Here is a 16037-nt window from a genome sequence, read left to right on the forward strand (position 1 = left end):
CGGACCTAGTGTGTGGCTGTGGAAACAGATACAGCGCGCGGGATGCCGGGGCCGGCGCGCTCGGGGTGGCGTGCGGTGGTCACTACCCGGCGGATCGTGACGACGCTCGTCGTGGTGGCTGTGATCGCTGCGCTGGTCGCGTGGATCCGCTGGCCCGACGGCGAGTCGGTGCGCTCGACCGACGCGATGGTCACCGTGCAGTCGGGGCCGTCGCGGAACGAGCCGATCGAGCTCGACACCACGATCTACGTCCCGGAGAGCGCCTCCTCGTCGCACCCCGTGCCGGCGATCCTGCTCGCGCACGGCTTCGGGGGCAGCAAGGCCAGCGTCGCCGCCGACGCCCGACGGCTCGCCGGCCAGGGCTTCGTCGTGCAGACCTGGAGCGCACGCGGCTTCGGCCGGTCCGACGGCACGATCTCGCTGGACAGCCCCGACTACGAGGTCAACGACGCCCGCGCACTGATCGACCGGCTCGCCGACCGCGACGACGTACGGCGCGATGCCGACGGTGACCCGCGGGTGGCCGCGGTCGGAGGTTCCTACGGCGGCGCGCTGAGCCTGCTGCTGGCCGGCTACGACCAGCGCGTCGACACGATCGTTCCGCGGATCACCTGGAACGACCTCGCGAACTCGTTCTTCCCGGAGGCCACCGGCGGCGGTCCCGAGGACGGCGTCTTCAAGCGTTCCTGGGCGGGTCTGTTCTTCGGCAGCGCGAGCGGCGGCGGCGCCACCAGCGCCGGTGACCTGGCGTCCCTGCTCGGTGCCCGGCAGGACTCCGAGGGCGGGATCGACCCGAGCAGCGTCGACCCGTCGAAGATCGGTGACCTGGTGCAGTGCGGGCGGTTCGCGCCGGACCTCTGCCGCGAGTACCTCGCGGTCGCCACGACCGGCCGGTCCACTCCGGCGATCATCGAGCGGCTGCGCCGCTCCAGCCCGTCGACGGTGCTGAACCGGATCAAGGCTCCGACCCTGCTGGTCCAGGGCCAGCAGGATACGCTGTTCCCGCTTTCCGAGGCCGACGCCAACGCGCGGGGCATCGCGGCGAACGGGACGCCGGTGAAGGTCGCCTGGTACGCCGGTGGCCACGACGCGAGCGCGTCGACGCGCGAATCCGATCGGGTGAACGAGCTCGAACTGGCCTGGCTGCGGCACTACCTCGACGGCTCCGGCCCGACGCCGTCGGACGAGTTCAGCTACACGACCGCCGGGGCGATCAGCGTCCGCGACACCCGGCCGACGAGCCGGGTCTACACGCTGGACTCGTATCCGGCAGCGGACGATCCCTATCGGGTCCGGGTCTCCGGCATCAGCCCGCAGCCGATCGCGAACCCCCCGGACTCCACGCCGGCCGGCGTTTCGACGCTCCCCGGTTTCGGGGCACTCACCAGCAGTTTCGCCAGCGCGGGCATCGATGTCCCCGGTCAGTTCGCCGCCTACAGCGGCGTCGAACTGGAGCGGTCGGTCGACGTCGCGGGTGCGCCGACGGTACGGCTGGCGGCGGCGTCACCCACCGGTGAGGCGGTGCTGTTCCTCAAGCTCTACGACGTCGACGCGGACGGGCGGGCCACGCTGCCCGGCGGGGCGGTGGCTGCGGTCCGGCTCACCGGGCTCTCACCGACGATCGGCACCGCGCCGCTGGTCATGGTCTCGCTGCCGATGATCGGTCACCGCTTCGAGTCCGGGCACAGCGTCCGCCTGGTGATCGCGACCGCGGACCAGGCGTACGCCGGGCCGGTCGCGCCGGCCGTCTACCAGGTCGCGGTGCAGGCGAACAGCCTGCACCTGCCCGCTGTGACGCCGGTGCCGGTCGCGAACTCGACCGGGCTGTGGACGTGGGTGCTGATCGGGCTGCTGGCCGCGGTGGCGCTCGGCGTGATCGTCGCCGTGGTGATCGTCCGGATGCGCCGACGGCGGCTCGACGTGTCTGTCGACCCGGACGCGGCCGATTCGCCGCTCGTCGTCCGGGGCCTCCGCAAGGCCTACGGCGACGGTTACCTCGCGGTGAAGGACCTGTCGTTCTCCGTCGAGGCCGGCCAGGTCGTCGGCCTGCTCGGGCCGAACGGAGCGGGCAAGACGACGACGCTTCGAATGCTGATGGGGCTGATCCGGCCCACGGGCGGCGAGATCCTGGTGTTCGGTCACCGGATCGTGCCCGGCGCGCCGGTGCTGTCCCGGATCGGCGCGTTCGTCGAGGGACCCGGCCTGTTGCCGCACCTCTCCGGTCTGGACAACCTGCACCGCTACTGGCAGGCCACCGGACGCCCCGCCGAGTCGGCACACCTCGAAGAGGCGCTGGAGATCGCCGGCCTCGGCGCGGCAGTGCACCGCAGGGTGAAGACGTACAGCCAGGGCATGCGCCAGCGGCTGGCGATCGCGCAGGCCATGCTCGGCCTGCCCGACCTGCTGGTGCTCGACGAACCGACGAACGGACTCGACCCGCCGCAGATCGCGGAGATGCGCGCGGTGCTGTCCCGCTACGCCACCGACGGACGGGCCGTGCTGGTCTCCTCGCACCTGTTGGCCGAGGTCGAGCAGGTGTGCAGCCATGTCGTCGTGGTGAGCAAGGGCACCGGCGTCGCCGCCGGGACCGTTGGGGACATCGTCGGCGAAGGGCGGTCGGTGCTGGTGGAGGTCGCCTCCGGAGACCAGGACGCCGCTGTCGCCGCGCTCCGCGCGATGCCCGGCGTCGAGGTCGTGCACCCGAACGGCCAGGGACTCGTCGTCGAGCTGGCCGGTGCCGAGCGCAGCGACGTCGTCCGTGAGCTGGTCGGGGCCGGTGTCGGCGTCGAACGGCTCGTTGCCCGGCGTCGACTGGAAGACGTGTTCCTGGAGCTCGTGGGGGAGCAACGATGACCGCGGCAGTTCACCGGCCGGGGCGGACCCTGCGGTTCGGCGCGGAGTTCGCACGCCAGCTCACCCGTCGGCGCACCCAGATCGCGCTGGGGTTCCTGGTCGTGCTGCCGCTGATCCTGGTGGCGGCGTTCAAGATCGGCGTGCCCGACGATCCCGACTCGGCGCAGGAGGGCAGCAGCCTCGCCGACCTCGCGACCTCGAGCGGAGCCAACTTCACGCTCTTCTCGATCTACGTGGCCTCGAGCTTCCTGCTGCTGGTGGTCGTCGCACTGTTCTGCGGCGATACGGTGGCCAGCGAAGCGAGCTGGGGCACGCTGCGCTACCTGCTGGCGTCACCGGTGCCGCGGGGCCGGCTCCTGCGGCAGAAGCTGACAGTCGGTTTGGCCTACAGCGGATTCGCGCTCGCGTTGCTGCCGACCGTCGCGATGATCGCCGGGACGCTCGCGTTCGGCTGGGGACCACTGCGTACGCAGCTCGGCGTCGACATCCCGGCCACCGAAGCGCTCGGGCGCATCGTTCTCGCTGTCGTCTATATCGCGGTGACTCTGCTACCCGTAGCCGGACTCGCGTTCTACCTCTCGGTGCGAACCGACGCCCCATTGGGAGCCGTCGGTGGCGCCGTGATGCTCTGGATCATCTCGAATATCTTGGAAGCGGTCACCGCACTCGGAGATCTTCGCGCCCTGCTCCCGACCCGTTACGGAACGGCGTGGTTGTCTCTGCTTTCCTCTCCGATCGAGGCAGAAGACATGGTGAAGGGCGCGGTTTCGGCGGTGGCGTACACAACCGTCTTTCTCGCCCTGGCTTGGTGGCGCTTCCTCCGGAAAGACATTGTCAGTTGAGCCGCATCCGGTAGTCGCATCCCTGACGAGTGCGTCCCTTTCGAGGGCGCGGACTGCGACTATCAGCAGACCACCTTCGCACCCAAAGGATCGTGTGATGTTCAAAAAGCTCTCGGGCATGTTCGGCGGCGGCGCGTCCGTCGATACCGTGCTCGCCTCTCCGCACACCCACCCGGGCGACGTGCTCCGCGGCGAGGTGCGGATCAGCGGCGGCAACGTCGAGATGGTCGTCGACAAGGTCGAGCTCGAACTGGTCGCGAAGGTCGAGGTCGAGGGCCAGGCCGGTGGGGACGACTACGAATACAACACGATGCTGCCGTTCCAGCGCCTGCACCTCGGGCACCGGTTCAGCCTGCAGCCGGGTGCGCGTCACGCGGTTCCGTTCGAGCTCGCGGTGCCGTGGGAGACCCCGGTGACGACAGTCAACGGTTACCCGCTGCACGGGATGCAGCTGGGCGTCCGGACGGATTTGGAGCTGGCCGGTTCGCTGGACAAGGGCGACATGGACCCGATCCAGGTGAACCCGCTACCGGCGCAGGCCCGGCTGCTCGACGCGTTCAGCCGGCTGGGGTTCCAGTTCAAGGGCGCCGACCTGGAGCGGGGCACGCTCTACGGGTCGCGGCTGCCGTTCTATCAGGAGATCGAGTACTACCCGGCGCACCAGTACGCCGGCTCGATCAACGAGCTCGAGGTCACGTTCATCTCCGGCCCGCAGTCGATGGACGTGCTGCTCGAGCTGGACAAGCGCGGTGGGTTCCTGACCTCCGGCAGCGACGCGTACAACCGCTTCACGGTGCAGTACGCGGGCGCCGAGCAGCTCAACTGGGAGCAGTGGCTCCACGAGCACCTGCAGATCCTCACGCAGAGGCGCGGGATGTTCCACTGAGTGTGCGGCGGCTCACCGCACGGTGAGCCGCCGCACGCCGTAAACTGGGCGCCACAACTTCATAGGAACTCATCCAGAGGGGCAGAGGGATACGGCCCGGTGAAGCCCCGGCAACCATCGCATCCAGCGAATCGCGCACAGCGAGGCGAGGTGCGACAGGTGCCAACTCCGTCCCGGTTGATCCGGGAGAGATGAGGCAAGCCTCGCCATGACGTCACTTCTCGCTGCCCAGGACACCGCCAGCCCCGCTCGCGCGCTGCGCTGTCGCAACTGTGGTGCGGAGTTCCCGCTCATCGCGATCCACGCGTGCGCCGAGTGTTTCGGCCCGCTGGAGGTCGGTTACGACGCCGACGCGCTCGCGTCGGTGACCCGCGAACAGATCGAAGCGGGCCCGCAGAACATCTGGCGCTACGCGCCGCTGCTCCCGGTCGGGCAGAACGCCGACGACCGCGTGAGCCTCAACCCGGGCCTGACGCCGCTGGTCCGCGCCGACCGGCTCGCCGCGGCGGTAGGCCTGAGCGCCCCGCTGTGGGTCAAGGACGACTCCGCGAACCCGACCCACTCGTTCAAGGACCGCGTGGTTTCGCTGGCGCTCACCGCCGCGAAGGGCCTCGGGTACAGCTCGGTGGCGTGCGCCTCCACCGGCAACCTGGCCAACTCGGTCGCCGCGCACGCCGCCCGCGTCGGCTGGCAGGCCACCGTCTTCATCCCGGCCGACCTCGAACCCAGCAAGATCCTCGCCTCCGCGGTCTACAACCCACGGTTGGTCGCTGTCGACGGCAGCTACGACGACGTCAACCGCCTGACCAGTGAACTGCAGGAGGACGACGCGTTCGAGACGACCGCGTTCGTCAACCAGAACGTGCGGCCCTACTACGCCGAGGGCTCCAAGACACTCGGCTACGAGGTCGCCGAGCAGCTCGGCTGGCGTCTCCCGGCGCAGGTCGTGGTGCCGATCGCGTCCGGATCGCTGCTCACCAAGATCGACAAGGCGTTCGGTGAGCTGGTGACGGCCGGCATCGTTTCCGATTCTTCCTGGCGCGTGTTCGGGGCCCAGTCGGCCGGCTGCTCGCCGGTCTACACCGCGTTCGCCGAGGGCCATGACGTCGTCCGACCGGTGAAGCCGACCGGAATCGCGAAGTCGCTCAACATCGGGAACCCGGCCGACGGGCCGTACGTCCTCGACGCGGTGCGTCGCACCGGAGGCTCGATCGCCGCTGTCGACGACGACGACATCCGCGACGGCATCCGGCTGCTCGCCGAGACGACCGGCATCTTCGGTGAGACCGCGGGTGGCGTGACCGTCGCGGTGCTGAAGAAGCTCGTGGAGTCCGGGGAACTCGACCCGAACGCCGAGACCGTCATCTTCAACACCGGTGAAGGACTGAAGACCGCCGACGCGATCGAGGGCCGCGTGGGGCCGACGCACCGCATCGCGCCGTCGCTGCGCGGAGCCCGCGAAGCTGGTCTACTCGGCTGATCCGGACGCCCAAGGACGGCCTCGCACTAAACAGTGCGAGGCCGTTCGTCTAAGTAATAAAATGCATATAGTGGTACGAATAGCGCGGTAGGTAGTAGAGCTGATAAGCGATAACCGCGATACCTCTTACTCAGACCAGTGAGGCTGGTGGTTCTCCTGGTTATCGCATCGATTAGCGCCCGGCTGCAGAAAGTTGCTTGCTAAGACTGCCCTTTTCCAAACGTCACTTTCGTACTGCCTAGAGGTCCGGTACCGTCCTGACCGGTCATAGTTCTTGCCAGTGTTCGTGCGATGTGCAGTGCGGGGCTCTTGGACGAAGACCCGGGACGCATGGTCAAGGAGTGCGCCTCGTGGGTACCAGCAAGTAAGGGAAGTGCACAGTGGCGCAGGGCACTGTCAAGTGGTTCAACTCCGAGAAGGGCTATGGCTTCATCGCTGTCGATGGCGGCGCTGATGTCTTTGTCCATTACTCGGCGATCATGATGGACGGGTACAAGTCTCTCGAAGACGGCCAGCGAGTCGACTTCGAAGTCACTCAAGGTCCGAAGGGTCCCCAAGCGGAAAACGTCACCGTCGTCGCGTCGTAGTTCCAGACTTCCAGCGAGGCCCGTTCCGGTGGGTGCGACCGGAACGGGCCTCGTCTGTTTTGTTGAGCCCGACGGTAAACCGGTACGCCATTCCTAGTCGGTAATTCAGAGATTCGAACAATCTCTCGGATTCGGCGTCGGTTCTCGCCGGGGGGCGGCCGCGGGCCCTCCGGACGCCTGTGGGACCCTCCCCGTTTGCTTGCACTCGCCTGGGTCGAGTGCTAAACAGGGCATTGGCACTCGGTAGTCTTGAGTGCCAAGGTCGGGGAGGTGAGGCTCCCGGCTCGTCGGTCCGTGCCGACGCAGTGGGGGGTCGTCCGTCGCGGGCACCGTTCCGACCGTGCAGTCTCCGGCTGTCTTACGCGGCATCCGGGGGTCCGACACCATCGGAGGACATCACCGAATGGCCAAGTTGATCGCGTTCGACGAGGAAGCTCGTCGCGGCCTCGAGCGGGGCATGAACCAGCTCGCCGACGCTGTGCGGGTGACGCTCGGTCCCAAGGGCCGCAACGTCGTGCTCGAGAAGAAGTGGGGCGCGCCGACCATCACGAACGATGGTGTGTCGATCGCCAAGGAGATCGAGCTCGAGGACCCGTGGGAGAAGATCGGCGCCGAGCTGGTCAAGGAAGTAGCTAAGAAGACCGACGACGTCGCGGGTGACGGTACGACCACGGCGACCGTGCTGGCGCAGGCGCTGGTCCGTGAGGGTCTGCGCAACGTGGCCGCCGGTGCGAACCCGATCGCGCTGAAGAAGGGCATCGAGGCAGCCGTCGCGGCTGTTTCCGAGGCTCTCGGCAACGCGTCGAAGGAGATCGAGACCAAGGAGCAGATCGCTTCGACGGCCTCCATCTCCGCGGCTGACACCTCGGTCGGCGAGATCATCGCCGAGGCGATGGACAAGGCCGGCAAGGAAGGCGTCATCACCGTCGAGGAGAGCAACACCTTCGGGCTCGAGCTGGAGCTCACCGAGGGCATGCGCTTCGACAAGGGCTACATCTCGCCGTACTTCGCCACCGACACCGAGCGGATGGAGGCCGTCCTCGACGACCCGTACATCCTCTTCGTCGAGGGCAAGATCTCCACGGTGAAGGACCTGCTCCCGCTGCTCGAGAAGGTCATGCAGGGCGGCAAGCCGCTCGCGATCATCTCCGAGGACGTGGAGGGCGAGGCCCTCGCCACCCTGATCGTCAACAAGATCCGGGGCACCTTCAAGTCGGTCGCCATCAAGGCGCCGGGCTTCGGTGACCGCCGGAAGGCGATGCTGAACGACATGGCCATCCTCACCGGTGGCACCGTCATCAGCGAGACGATCGGCCTCAAGCTCGAGAACACCACTGTCGACCTGCTGGGCACCGCCCGCAAGATCGTCGTGACCAAGGACGAGACCACGATCGTCGACGGTTCGGGCGACGCGGAGCAGATCGAGGGCCGGAAGAACACCATCCGGGCCGAGATCGAGAACTCCGACTCGGACTACGACCGCGAGAAGCTCCAGGAGCGCCTCGCCAAGCTGGCCGGCGGCGTGGCCGTCATCAAGGTCGGCGCGGCCACCGAGGTCGAGCTCAAGGAGCGCAAGCACCGCATCGAGGACGCGGTGCGCAACGCCAAGGCCGCCGTCGAGGAGGGCATCGTCGCCGGTGGTGGCGTCGCTCTGCTCCAGGCGTCCACCGTCGCGTTCGAGAAGCTCGACCTCTCGGGCGACGAGGCGACCGGCGCGAACATCGTCAAGGTGGCGCTCGAGGCTCCGCTCAAGCAGATCGCGGTGAACGCGGGTCTCGAGGGTGGCGTCGTGGCGGAGAAGGTGCGCAACCTTCCGTCGGGCCACGGCCTGAACGCCGCCACCGGCGAGTACGTCGACCTGGTCGGCGCGGGCATCATCGACCCCACCAAGGTCACCCGCTCCGCGCTGCAGAACGCCGCTTCGATCGCCGGTCTGTTCCTCACCACCAACGCGGTGGTGGCGGACAAGCCGGAGAAGGCCGCGGCTCCGGCCGGCGACCCGAGTGGCGGCATGGGCGGCATGGACTTCTGAGTCCCGCCTAGCTAGCTCGCACCACGCAAGGGCGGTGCCCGGTTCCACCGGGCACCGCCCTTGCGTGTGCGCGGCCGCGCCGGCCCGAGCGGTCCCGTTCCGGCTCGCCAGGGCACGCCCGAATGAGACCGCTTCGAGGGTGGCACGGCGGCCCGGCGGAGTGGGCCCCTTCGGGCGGGCCGGGACGCGCCCGAACGGGACCGCTCCGCGGGCCGCGGGCCGAGGGCCGCGGGCCGAGGGCCGGGGCGGGGGTCAGCGGGGGCGGGGGGCTTCGCCCTGGCGGGCCAAGGTGACTGCCGCTGCGGCGTCGATGGTGCCGGCGCCGATGACGTTGCGGGCGTTGCCGCCGCAGGCTGGCGCCTCGCCGAGGGTGGCGTCCTGGGCGCTGGCGCGCAGGAGCGCCGCGGTGCGGACCACGTCGCCACGCAGGGACGGCGCGGCCTGCCAGACCAGCGCCACGACGCCCGCGACCTGCGGCGTCGCCATCGAGGTGCCGGACAGGCGCGAATATCCGCCGCCCGGCCACGCCGACAACACGTCTACTCCGGGCGCCACGAGGTCCGGCTTCGACTCGGCGTCCCCGGGCACCGGACCGCGGCTGGAGAACCGCGCGATCACCTTCTTGTCGTCCACCGCCCCGACCGTGAACACCGAGTCGTACCGACCGATCGGGTCGGTGATCGAGCGGCACTTCGCGCCCTCGTTACCGGCCGCGGCCACCACGAAGATGCCCGCGTCACGCAGCGCGTCGACCGCCGGTTCGAGCGTGTCGGCCCCGCACCCCTCGATGTCGGGGCACCCCCACGAGTTGCTGAGCACGTCCGCCGCGCGGGACGGGTCCCCGTCGGTGAGCGGATCGCCGCCCGCGCGGAACGGGGCGAGCATGAACTGCAGGCAGTCCAGGTAGTAGCCGGGGTTCCCGAGCGGCCGGGCCAGGTTCGCGCACCCGATCCACGTCGCGGCGGGCGCCACCCCTACGTTCTTGCCGACCGCGCTGCCCGCGGTGTGGGTACCGTGGCCGTTCGGGTCGGTGGGGGACGTCGTGTGGTTCCACGGGTCGTACCAGCTGTCGGCGCCGCCGCGGTAGGTCGAGCGCAGCGCCTCGTGCCCGGCGTCGACGCCGCTGTCGGAGAAGCCCACGATGATGCCGCGGCCGTCCGCGCCTTCGCGCCAGGCCTGCGGGGCCTTGATCGCGTCGAGGTTGGCCGGGGTGCCGGTGAGCGTGGGGGAGTCGGCGGCGCCGGCGGCGTCGACCTCCGGAATCGGGCGGAGCTCGGGGTTCGGCCGGATCGACGCGACCTCCTCCGCTGCCGCGAGAATGCCGCGCACGAGCGGGGTGTCGTCGACCTCGATGGCGTTGACCAGGTAGTACGACTTCGGATGGGCGCCGACCTGGCGGAGCGCGTCGAGCAGGGGCGCCTGGGTGCGCTTGGCGTTCCCGACCAGCACGCGGTACATCGCCTCGCGGCGCTCGGTGAGATTGCTCGTGGAGTTCGGGATGGCTCTGGTGTTCGTCTGGTTCTTCAGGACGACGAACAGCCGGTCACCGTGGAACCCGGTCTGCCCCGTACCCACCCACACCACCGCCGACGCGATGACCACCACCGCCGCGAGCGCCCCCGCCAACACCCGCCCCCGAGCCCCTGTCTCCTTGACCTCGGCCGCGCGGCGAGCACGGAGGACCAGGACCAGGGCGGTGATGCCGCCGGCCATGAGGGCCAACCAGGCCGAGGTCGCGGCGCCGATGGCCGCCCACTGCGGTACGTCGCCGGGAACCAGGAGGAGCGTGACCTCCTCGGCGTCGACCAGAGCGACGGGACCGAAGACGGCGGGTGCCACGAGCAGGACACCGGACCACCGGCGGGCCGGATCGGTGCACGCCAGCGCCAGGCAGGTGGCCGGCAGCACGGCGAGCAGCAGCAACTGCGAGCCGGGCGCACCGAACGCGCCGGCCAGCAGCGTCAGCGGCACCGCGAGCACCAGCGCGTCGAGCACCAGCCCGGCGACCGGGCCACCCACCGGAACGCGCAACGGACCGGTGCGACGCACGCCCGACACCAGCGCGCCGAGCGCGAACGCGGACAGGACCGCCGCGACGACGTCCAGCGGCCCGCCGAGCGCACCCACCCACCACCACGGCAGCAGCACGACCAACCCGCACGCCAGCGCGACGATCGGCCCCACGCCCGCGATCCGCGGGCTCGACGGCGCCGCACCCGCCCAGCGGCGCACCGCGAGCGCCAGCGCGAACGCGAGCGCGGCCTGCACCACGCCGACCACCGTGTCGCCGACCGACCACGGGACCAGCCGGGCCAGCCCGACCAGCGCCCCGCACGCCGCCGCGAGCGACCAGCTCCGCGCGACAGCACGGAGAACCGGCCGCTTCACCAGGAACCAGGCCAGCGCCGAAGGTGCGCCGGACACCAGCGCGATCAGTACCGTCAGCCCCGGCCAGTACGCCCTGGGCACCGGGTAACCACTGATCACCAGCACCTCGGACGTCACCCACGTGATCGGCTGAGCCACTGCCGTGACCCCGACGGCCCAGAGCCCGGCGAGGGTGACCAGGGTGGGAGCCACCCAGCGGGGAACGCCACCGGCCGGACGCGGAGAGGGCGCGTTGGGCTGCATGCGCGCACCGTATCTCCCCGTACCGACAGACACGCTTTTGCCTGGTCCCGCCGTCGACGGGAGTCAGCAGCGACGTACCGTGGAGCAGTGAGCCGTGATCCCCAGGTGTCCCGTTTCGCCGCCAGCCAGCTCGGGCCGCAGCAGCGCGCCGACGCGATCGCGCGCCTGCGCACCGAAACGTTCGACGTCGTCGTCATCGGCGGGGGAGTCACCGGTGCCGGTGCCGCGCTCGACGCGGCCAGCCGTGGCCTCTCGGTCGCGCTGGTCGAAGCGCGTGACTTCGCCGCGGGCACGTCCAGCCGGTCGAGCAAGCTCATCCACGGTGGTCTGCGCTACCTGGAGCAGCTCAACTTCAGCCTGGTGCGGGAAGCGCTCGAGGAACGCGGCCGCCTGCTGACGACGCTCGCGCCGCACCTGGTGCGCCCGACGCCGTTCCTGCTGCCGCTCAACCACCACGGGTGGCAGCGGCTGTACTACGGCGCCGGGGTGGCCCTCTACGACACGCTCGGATCGATCCTGGGCACGGCCCGGGGCGTGCCGCGCCACAAGCACCTCTCCCGCACGTCAGCAAGAAGGCTGTTCCCGAGCCTGCGCCGCGACGCCCTGGTCGGCGCGATCCGCTACTACGACGGACACGTCGACGACGCCCGCTTCGTGCTGACGCTCGCGCGCACCGCCGCGTCCTACGGGGCGGTCACCGCTACCAGCACGCGCGTGGTCGACCTGCTGCGCAACGCCCGCGAGGTCGTCGGCGTCCGGGTGCGTGACCTGGAGACGGACGACGAGTTCGAGATCCGCGCCCGCACGGTCGTCGCGGCCACCGGCGTGTGGAGTGACGACCTCTCGGAGATGCTGCACGAGCGCCCCGGCCTGCGGGTGCGCGCGAGCAAGGGCGTCCACCTCGTGGTGCCGCGCTCGGTGATCTCGGGCGACGTCGGGCTCATCCTGCGCACCGAGAAGTCGGTGCTGTTCGTCATCCCGTGGGGCGGGCACTGGATCATCGGCACCACCGACACCGACTGGGACCTCGACCGCGCCCACCCGGCGGCGTCCAGCGTCGACATCGACTACATCCTCGAGCACGTCAACGCGGTGCTGGAACGTCCGATCACGCACGACGACATCGAGGGCGTCTATGCGGGTCTGCGGCCGCTGCTGGCCGGCGAGGACGAGTCGTCGTCGAAGCTGTCGCGGGAACACGCGGTCGTGGAGCCGATGCTCGGGCTGATGGTCGTCGCCGGTGGCAAGTACACGACGTACCGCGTGATGGCCGCCGACGTCATCGACAAGGCCGCCCACCGGCTGCGCGACGTGCCGAAGAGCCGCACCCAGGACATCCCGTTGATGGGTGCCGACGGTTTCGCGGCGATCTGGGCCAACCGGGCCGACCTGGCGCGGCGGCACGGCCTGACCGTCGGGGCGATCGAGCACCTGCTGGAGCGCTACGGCTCGCTCACCACCGAGCTGCTCGCGAACATCGACGCGGACCCGCGGCTGGGTCAGCCGGTCGTCGGTGCGCCGGAGTACCTGGCCGCCGAGATCTCCTACGCCGCCTCGCACGAAGGTGCGCTGCACCTGGAGGACGTGCTGACGCGTCGCACCCGGATCTCGATCGAGACCGCGCACCGCGGGCTCGATTCCGTCGAAGACGTGGCCGACGTACTGGCACCGGTGCTGGGCTGGGACGCCGCCACCCGGCGGCGGGAGGTGGAGCACTATCGCGCCCGCGTGCTCGCCGAGCGCGAGTCGCAGCGGATGCCGGACGACCTCACGGCCGACGCCGCCCGGCTGGGCGCGCCCGACGTCCGCAAACCGTCGGGGCGCCCCTGACGGTCTAGGAGCGGACCTCGTCGAACAGCGAGTGCTCCTGGGCTCCCTCGTGGGCCGGCTCGAGGTCTTCCTCGTTCGAGTGCTTCCGACCCCACATCGCCGCACCCATGATGCCCGCGATAACCGCGACCGTCAGTGCGGTGAAGAGCGTCAAAACCAGAGGTGTGCTCATAGTGCTCAGCGTCCGGTGTGAAAGCGCCATCGTCAAGCGCCCTGGTCCGTTCGGGTGAGGTCTTCGACCGGTCGTGGGAGCAGGCAACTCTCCGTCGCGTGAGCAATTTGTCTGCGTCCCAATTCCGGTCAGTCGGCAGTTCTCCATCGTCAGTTTGATGCCTCTTCGACAGGGAAATCGGCTCCCGACAGCACGGGGAGACGAAGACGACGAAAGGCTGACGATGGCTGCGCAATTGAACGGTGCCCGGATCGCGTTCGTCGCTGCGGACGGCGTCGAGCAGGTGGAACTCGACCAGCCGTGGGCTGCGATCCGCGATGCCGGAGGACAGCCGGAACTGATCTCGCTCTCGTCCGGGAAAATTCAGGCGTTCAATCACATCGATCATGGCGACACTCGTTCGGTCGATGTCGAACTCGACGATGCGAATCCGGACAACTATGTCGGGTTGGTACTTCCCGGCGGAGTCGCGAACGGTGATTTCGTTCGTGCCGACGAGCGGGCCGTGCGTTTCGTTAAGAGTTTCTTCACGTCCGACAAGCCGGTCGGGGTCATCTGCCACGGCGGCTGGGTGCTGATCGAGGCCGGGGTGGCGACCGGGCGGAGGCTGACGTCCTGGCCCAGCCTGGAGACCGACTTCCGCAACGCGGGGGCGGAGTGGGTCGACCAGGAGGTCGTGGTCGACGGAAAGCTGGTGACCAGCCGGAAGCCCGACGATCTGCCGGCGTTCACGAAGGCAGTGCTGGAGCAGTTCGCCTAGGACTCACCGGCCGTCGGGACAGCGCTTGCGGGGGCGGGGCTCGCGCGGTTCCGGAGGAGCGACCCCGTAGTCGCTCCTCCGGACCGGCGAGCGTCAGCCAGTCGGTCGCGGGTCCAGCGGGTCGGGCTCGACCGAGGCGCGGATGAACTGACCGTCGGGGCGCCAGGTCGAGATAGATGGCTTCATCACACGACCGGTCGCAGGCTCGGCTCCCACGGGCCGTGCCGCTCGAGCTCGGCCCAGGCGACAGCGAACCGCCGCACCACTTCGACCAGGAACTCCGTCGGGAAGCAGTACGGCAGGCGCAGGAACGAGTCGTGTCCGCCGGAGACGTCCATCGAGCGCCCCGGGATCGCCTCGACGCCGTGCCGCAGCGCCACCTGACAGAACACCGCCGCGTCCACCCCCGGCAGCTCCACCCAGAGCGACGGTCCGCCGAGCGGCGTCCGCCAGCGCCACTGCGGCAGGTGCTCGGCGAGCAGGGACTCGATCGTCGCCAGCTGCGCCTGACGCTCGGGCACCCGCCGGTCGACCAGCGCGGGGAGCCCGGGAACGATCCGCGCGGCCACCAGCTGGTCGATGATCGGCGACCCCAGGTCGGCCAGCGCCTTCCGGCGGGCGAGGCGGCTGATGACGTCGGCCGAAGCGCGGGCCCAGCCGACGCGCAGACCGCCCCACACCGACTTCGACAGCGAGCCCATCTGGATCAGCGTGACCGGCCGGTCGCCGGCCGCCGCGGCGAACGCGGGGAGCGGCGGCGGTACGTCGTGCCCGAGGCTGACGCCCGACAGCGTGTCGTCAGCGACCACGACGACGTCGTGCTCGGCCGCGAGCTCGACGATCCGGCGACGCCGGGCGGCGGACAGCAGCGCGCCGGTCGGGTTGTGGAACGTCGGCATCAGGTAGACGAGGTCGATCGGCGACTCGGCCAGAACGCGCGCCAGCGCCTCCGGGCGGACGCCGTCCTGGTCGATCGGCACCGGCACGAGCGTGGCCCCAGCGGCGCGGAACACGTCGTAGCAGGCCGGCCAGCCGGGAGCCTCGACCGCCACCCGCGACCCCGGCCGCAGGTACAGCTGGGCCACCAGGTCGATCGCCTGGTGCGCACCGGTGGTCACCAGGATCTCGTTGGGGCGTGAGGGCAGGCCGAGGCCGGTGAGGTATTCGGTGATCGCCTCGCGCAGGCTCGCCAGGCCGTGCGGCTGGTATCCCGGGTCGAGCATCGCGTCGGCCAGATCGAGGCGGAGCACCTCCTCCAGCGCGGACGGCACGGCGACGTCGGCCATCCCGGCCGCGGACGCGAGCGAGAGCACGCTGCCCGGGCCGTCGATCAGCCGCTGGAACAGCTGGGCGGAGTGGCCACCGGGGACGCGCCCGTCGCCGACGCGACCGGCCCGGGCCATGCGCGCGATCCGGGTGCCGCTGCCGCGGCGGCTCTCCACCGCGCCCTCGCCGCGCAGCTGGTCGTAGGCCGCGACGACGGTGGCCCGACTGACCGCGAGAACGGCGGCCAGTCTGCGCTCCGCGGGCAGGGCACTTCCCGCGGGGAGCGCCCCCTCCTCGATACCGCGCCGGATCGCGGCTGCCAGCTGCTGGTAGAGCGGACCGTTGCCCACGGACCAGTCGCTCAGGACCCGGAGCAGGCGGTCCTGACCGTCGTCAGCAAATCGGTCCACCTCTGCAGTCATTGGCACTGTCCGTTCCCTCGAAGTGGCCCCATCCTTCCAGATATTGGACCGGACCACCTAGGGAGTGGACTTGTGATGCTGGCGATATTGGTGTTCCTGGTGGCCATTGCGCTGCTCGCGCAGCGGTTTGGTGCCGACAGTCGCGACGGACTGGACTGGCGCCCCTCCGACTACACGCCTTAGCCGACGTCGGGCAGTGGTGGGCCGATCACGTCGTCAGCGTCGACGATCGTGTAGGCGTATCCCTGTTCGGCGAGGAACCGCTGCCGGTGGGCG

The 16037-nt window shown here is 70.0% G+C and carries 11 protein-coding genes and 1 riboswitch; of the genes, 8 read left to right on the forward strand and 3 right to left on the reverse strand.

From position 1 onward, the window contains the following. The first annotated feature begins 42 nt into the window (after positions 1-42). The 6 genes from ACGFY5_RS02085 to groL all read left to right on the forward strand — a co-directional run bounded on the left by ACGFY5_RS02085 (position 43) and on the right by groL (position 8680). Positions 43-2853 (forward strand): CocE/NonD family hydrolase, encoded by a 2811-nt coding sequence (locus ACGFY5_RS02085; RefSeq protein WP_392718613.1) that lies wholly within the window; start codon positions 43-45, stop codon positions 2851-2853. Continuing rightward, entirely contained in the window at positions 2850-3695 is an 846-nt protein-coding gene (locus ACGFY5_RS02090; RefSeq protein ID WP_392716335.1) for an ABC transporter permease, read from the forward strand. The genes ACGFY5_RS02085 and ACGFY5_RS02090 overlap by 4 nt, the downstream gene beginning before the upstream one ends. A gap of 97 nt (positions 3696-3792) precedes the next feature. Next, on the forward strand, positions 3793-4581 hold the full coding sequence (locus tag ACGFY5_RS02095) for a sporulation protein (protein ID WP_392716337.1): 789 nt from the start codon (positions 3793-3795) through the stop codon (positions 4579-4581). Between the two features lie 66 nt (positions 4582-4647). Then, a riboswitch (SAM riboswitch) is annotated at positions 4648-4779 on the forward strand. 10 nt (positions 4780-4789) lie between these two features. Continuing rightward, a complete protein-coding gene (gene thrC, locus ACGFY5_RS02100; protein ID WP_392716339.1) occupies positions 4790-6061 on the forward strand; it encodes a threonine synthase in 1272 nt (423 codons plus the stop codon). Positions 6062-6441: 380 nt separating this feature from the next. Then, positions 6442-6648, forward strand: a complete 207-nt coding sequence (locus tag ACGFY5_RS02105; RefSeq protein WP_392716341.1) for a cold-shock protein — start codon at positions 6442-6444, stop codon at positions 6646-6648. 403 nt (positions 6649-7051) lie between these two features. Beyond that, positions 7052-8680: a chaperonin GroEL gene (groL, locus tag ACGFY5_RS02110; RefSeq protein ID WP_392716343.1), complete on the forward strand. Its 1629-nt coding sequence runs from the start codon at positions 7052-7054 to the stop codon at positions 8678-8680. 252 nt (positions 8681-8932) lie between these two features. On the opposite strand, the gene ACGFY5_RS02115 is transcribed toward groL, so the two are convergent. Then, on the reverse strand, positions 8933-11311 hold the full coding sequence (locus ACGFY5_RS02115; RefSeq protein ID WP_392716345.1) for a S8 family serine peptidase: 2379 nt from the start codon (positions 11309-11311) through the stop codon (positions 8933-8935). Positions 11312-11416: 105 nt separating this feature from the next. Between ACGFY5_RS02115 and ACGFY5_RS02120 the strand changes: the two genes are divergently transcribed. Further along, positions 11417-13141: a glycerol-3-phosphate dehydrogenase/oxidase gene (locus ACGFY5_RS02120; protein ID WP_392718615.1), complete on the forward strand. Its 1725-nt coding sequence runs from the start codon at positions 11417-11419 to the stop codon at positions 13139-13141. Between the two features lie 4 nt (positions 13142-13145). Here ACGFY5_RS02120 and ACGFY5_RS02125 read toward each other — a convergent pair whose 3' ends face one another. Then, positions 13146-13313 (reverse strand): hypothetical protein, encoded by a 168-nt coding sequence (locus ACGFY5_RS02125; RefSeq protein WP_392716347.1) that lies wholly within the window; start codon positions 13311-13313, stop codon positions 13146-13148. Between the two features lie 223 nt (positions 13314-13536). Here ACGFY5_RS02125 and ACGFY5_RS02130 point away from each other — a divergent pair, with 223 nt between their 5' ends. Next, complete coding sequence (locus ACGFY5_RS02130; RefSeq protein WP_392718617.1) at positions 13537-14073, forward strand: type 1 glutamine amidotransferase domain-containing protein; 537 nt, start codon at positions 13537-13539, stop codon at positions 14071-14073. 185 nt (positions 14074-14258) lie between these two features. Here ACGFY5_RS02130 and ACGFY5_RS02135 read toward each other — a convergent pair whose 3' ends face one another. Beyond that, positions 14259-15761, reverse strand: coding sequence for a PLP-dependent aminotransferase family protein (locus tag ACGFY5_RS02135; RefSeq protein WP_392716349.1), 1503 nt, complete (start codon positions 15759-15761; stop codon positions 14259-14261). Positions 15762-16037: the final 276 nt, after the last annotated feature.

The organism is Cryptosporangium sp. NPDC048952 (assembly GCF_043197895.1).
Classification (GTDB): domain Bacteria; phylum Actinomycetota; class Actinomycetes; order Mycobacteriales; family Cryptosporangiaceae; genus Cryptosporangium.

What these genes read in the sequence shown, in the direction of transcription:
- ACGFY5_RS02085 (WP_392718613.1), top strand. Translation starts at nt 43, where the DNA reads ATGCCGGGGCCGGCGCGCTCGGGGTGGCGTGCGGTGGTCACTACCCGG.
- ACGFY5_RS02090 (WP_392716335.1), top strand. Translation starts at nt 2,850, where the DNA reads ATGACCGCGGCAGTTCACCGGCCGGGGCGGACCCTGCGGTTCGGCGCG.
- ACGFY5_RS02095 (WP_392716337.1), top strand. Translation starts at nt 3,793, where the DNA reads ATGTTCAAAAAGCTCTCGGGCATGTTCGGCGGCGGCGCGTCCGTCGAT.
- thrC (WP_392716339.1), top strand. Translation starts at nt 4,790, where the DNA reads ATGACGTCACTTCTCGCTGCCCAGGACACCGCCAGCCCCGCTCGCGCG.
- groL (WP_392716343.1), top strand. Translation starts at nt 7,052, where the DNA reads ATGGCCAAGTTGATCGCGTTCGACGAGGAAGCTCGTCGCGGCCTCGAG.
- ACGFY5_RS02115 (WP_392716345.1), bottom strand. Translation starts at nt 11,311, where the DNA reads ATGCAGCCCAACGCGCCCTCTCCGCGTCCGGCCGGTGGCGTTCCCCGC.
- ACGFY5_RS02125 (WP_392716347.1), bottom strand. Translation starts at nt 13,313, where the DNA reads ATGAGCACACCTCTGGTTTTGACGCTCTTCACCGCACTGACGGTCGCG.
- ACGFY5_RS02130 (WP_392718617.1), top strand. Translation starts at nt 13,537, where the DNA reads ATGGCTGCGCAATTGAACGGTGCCCGGATCGCGTTCGTCGCTGCGGAC.
- ACGFY5_RS02135 (WP_392716349.1), bottom strand. Translation starts at nt 15,761, where the DNA reads ATGACTGCAGAGGTGGACCGATTTGCTGACGACGGTCAGGACCGCCTG.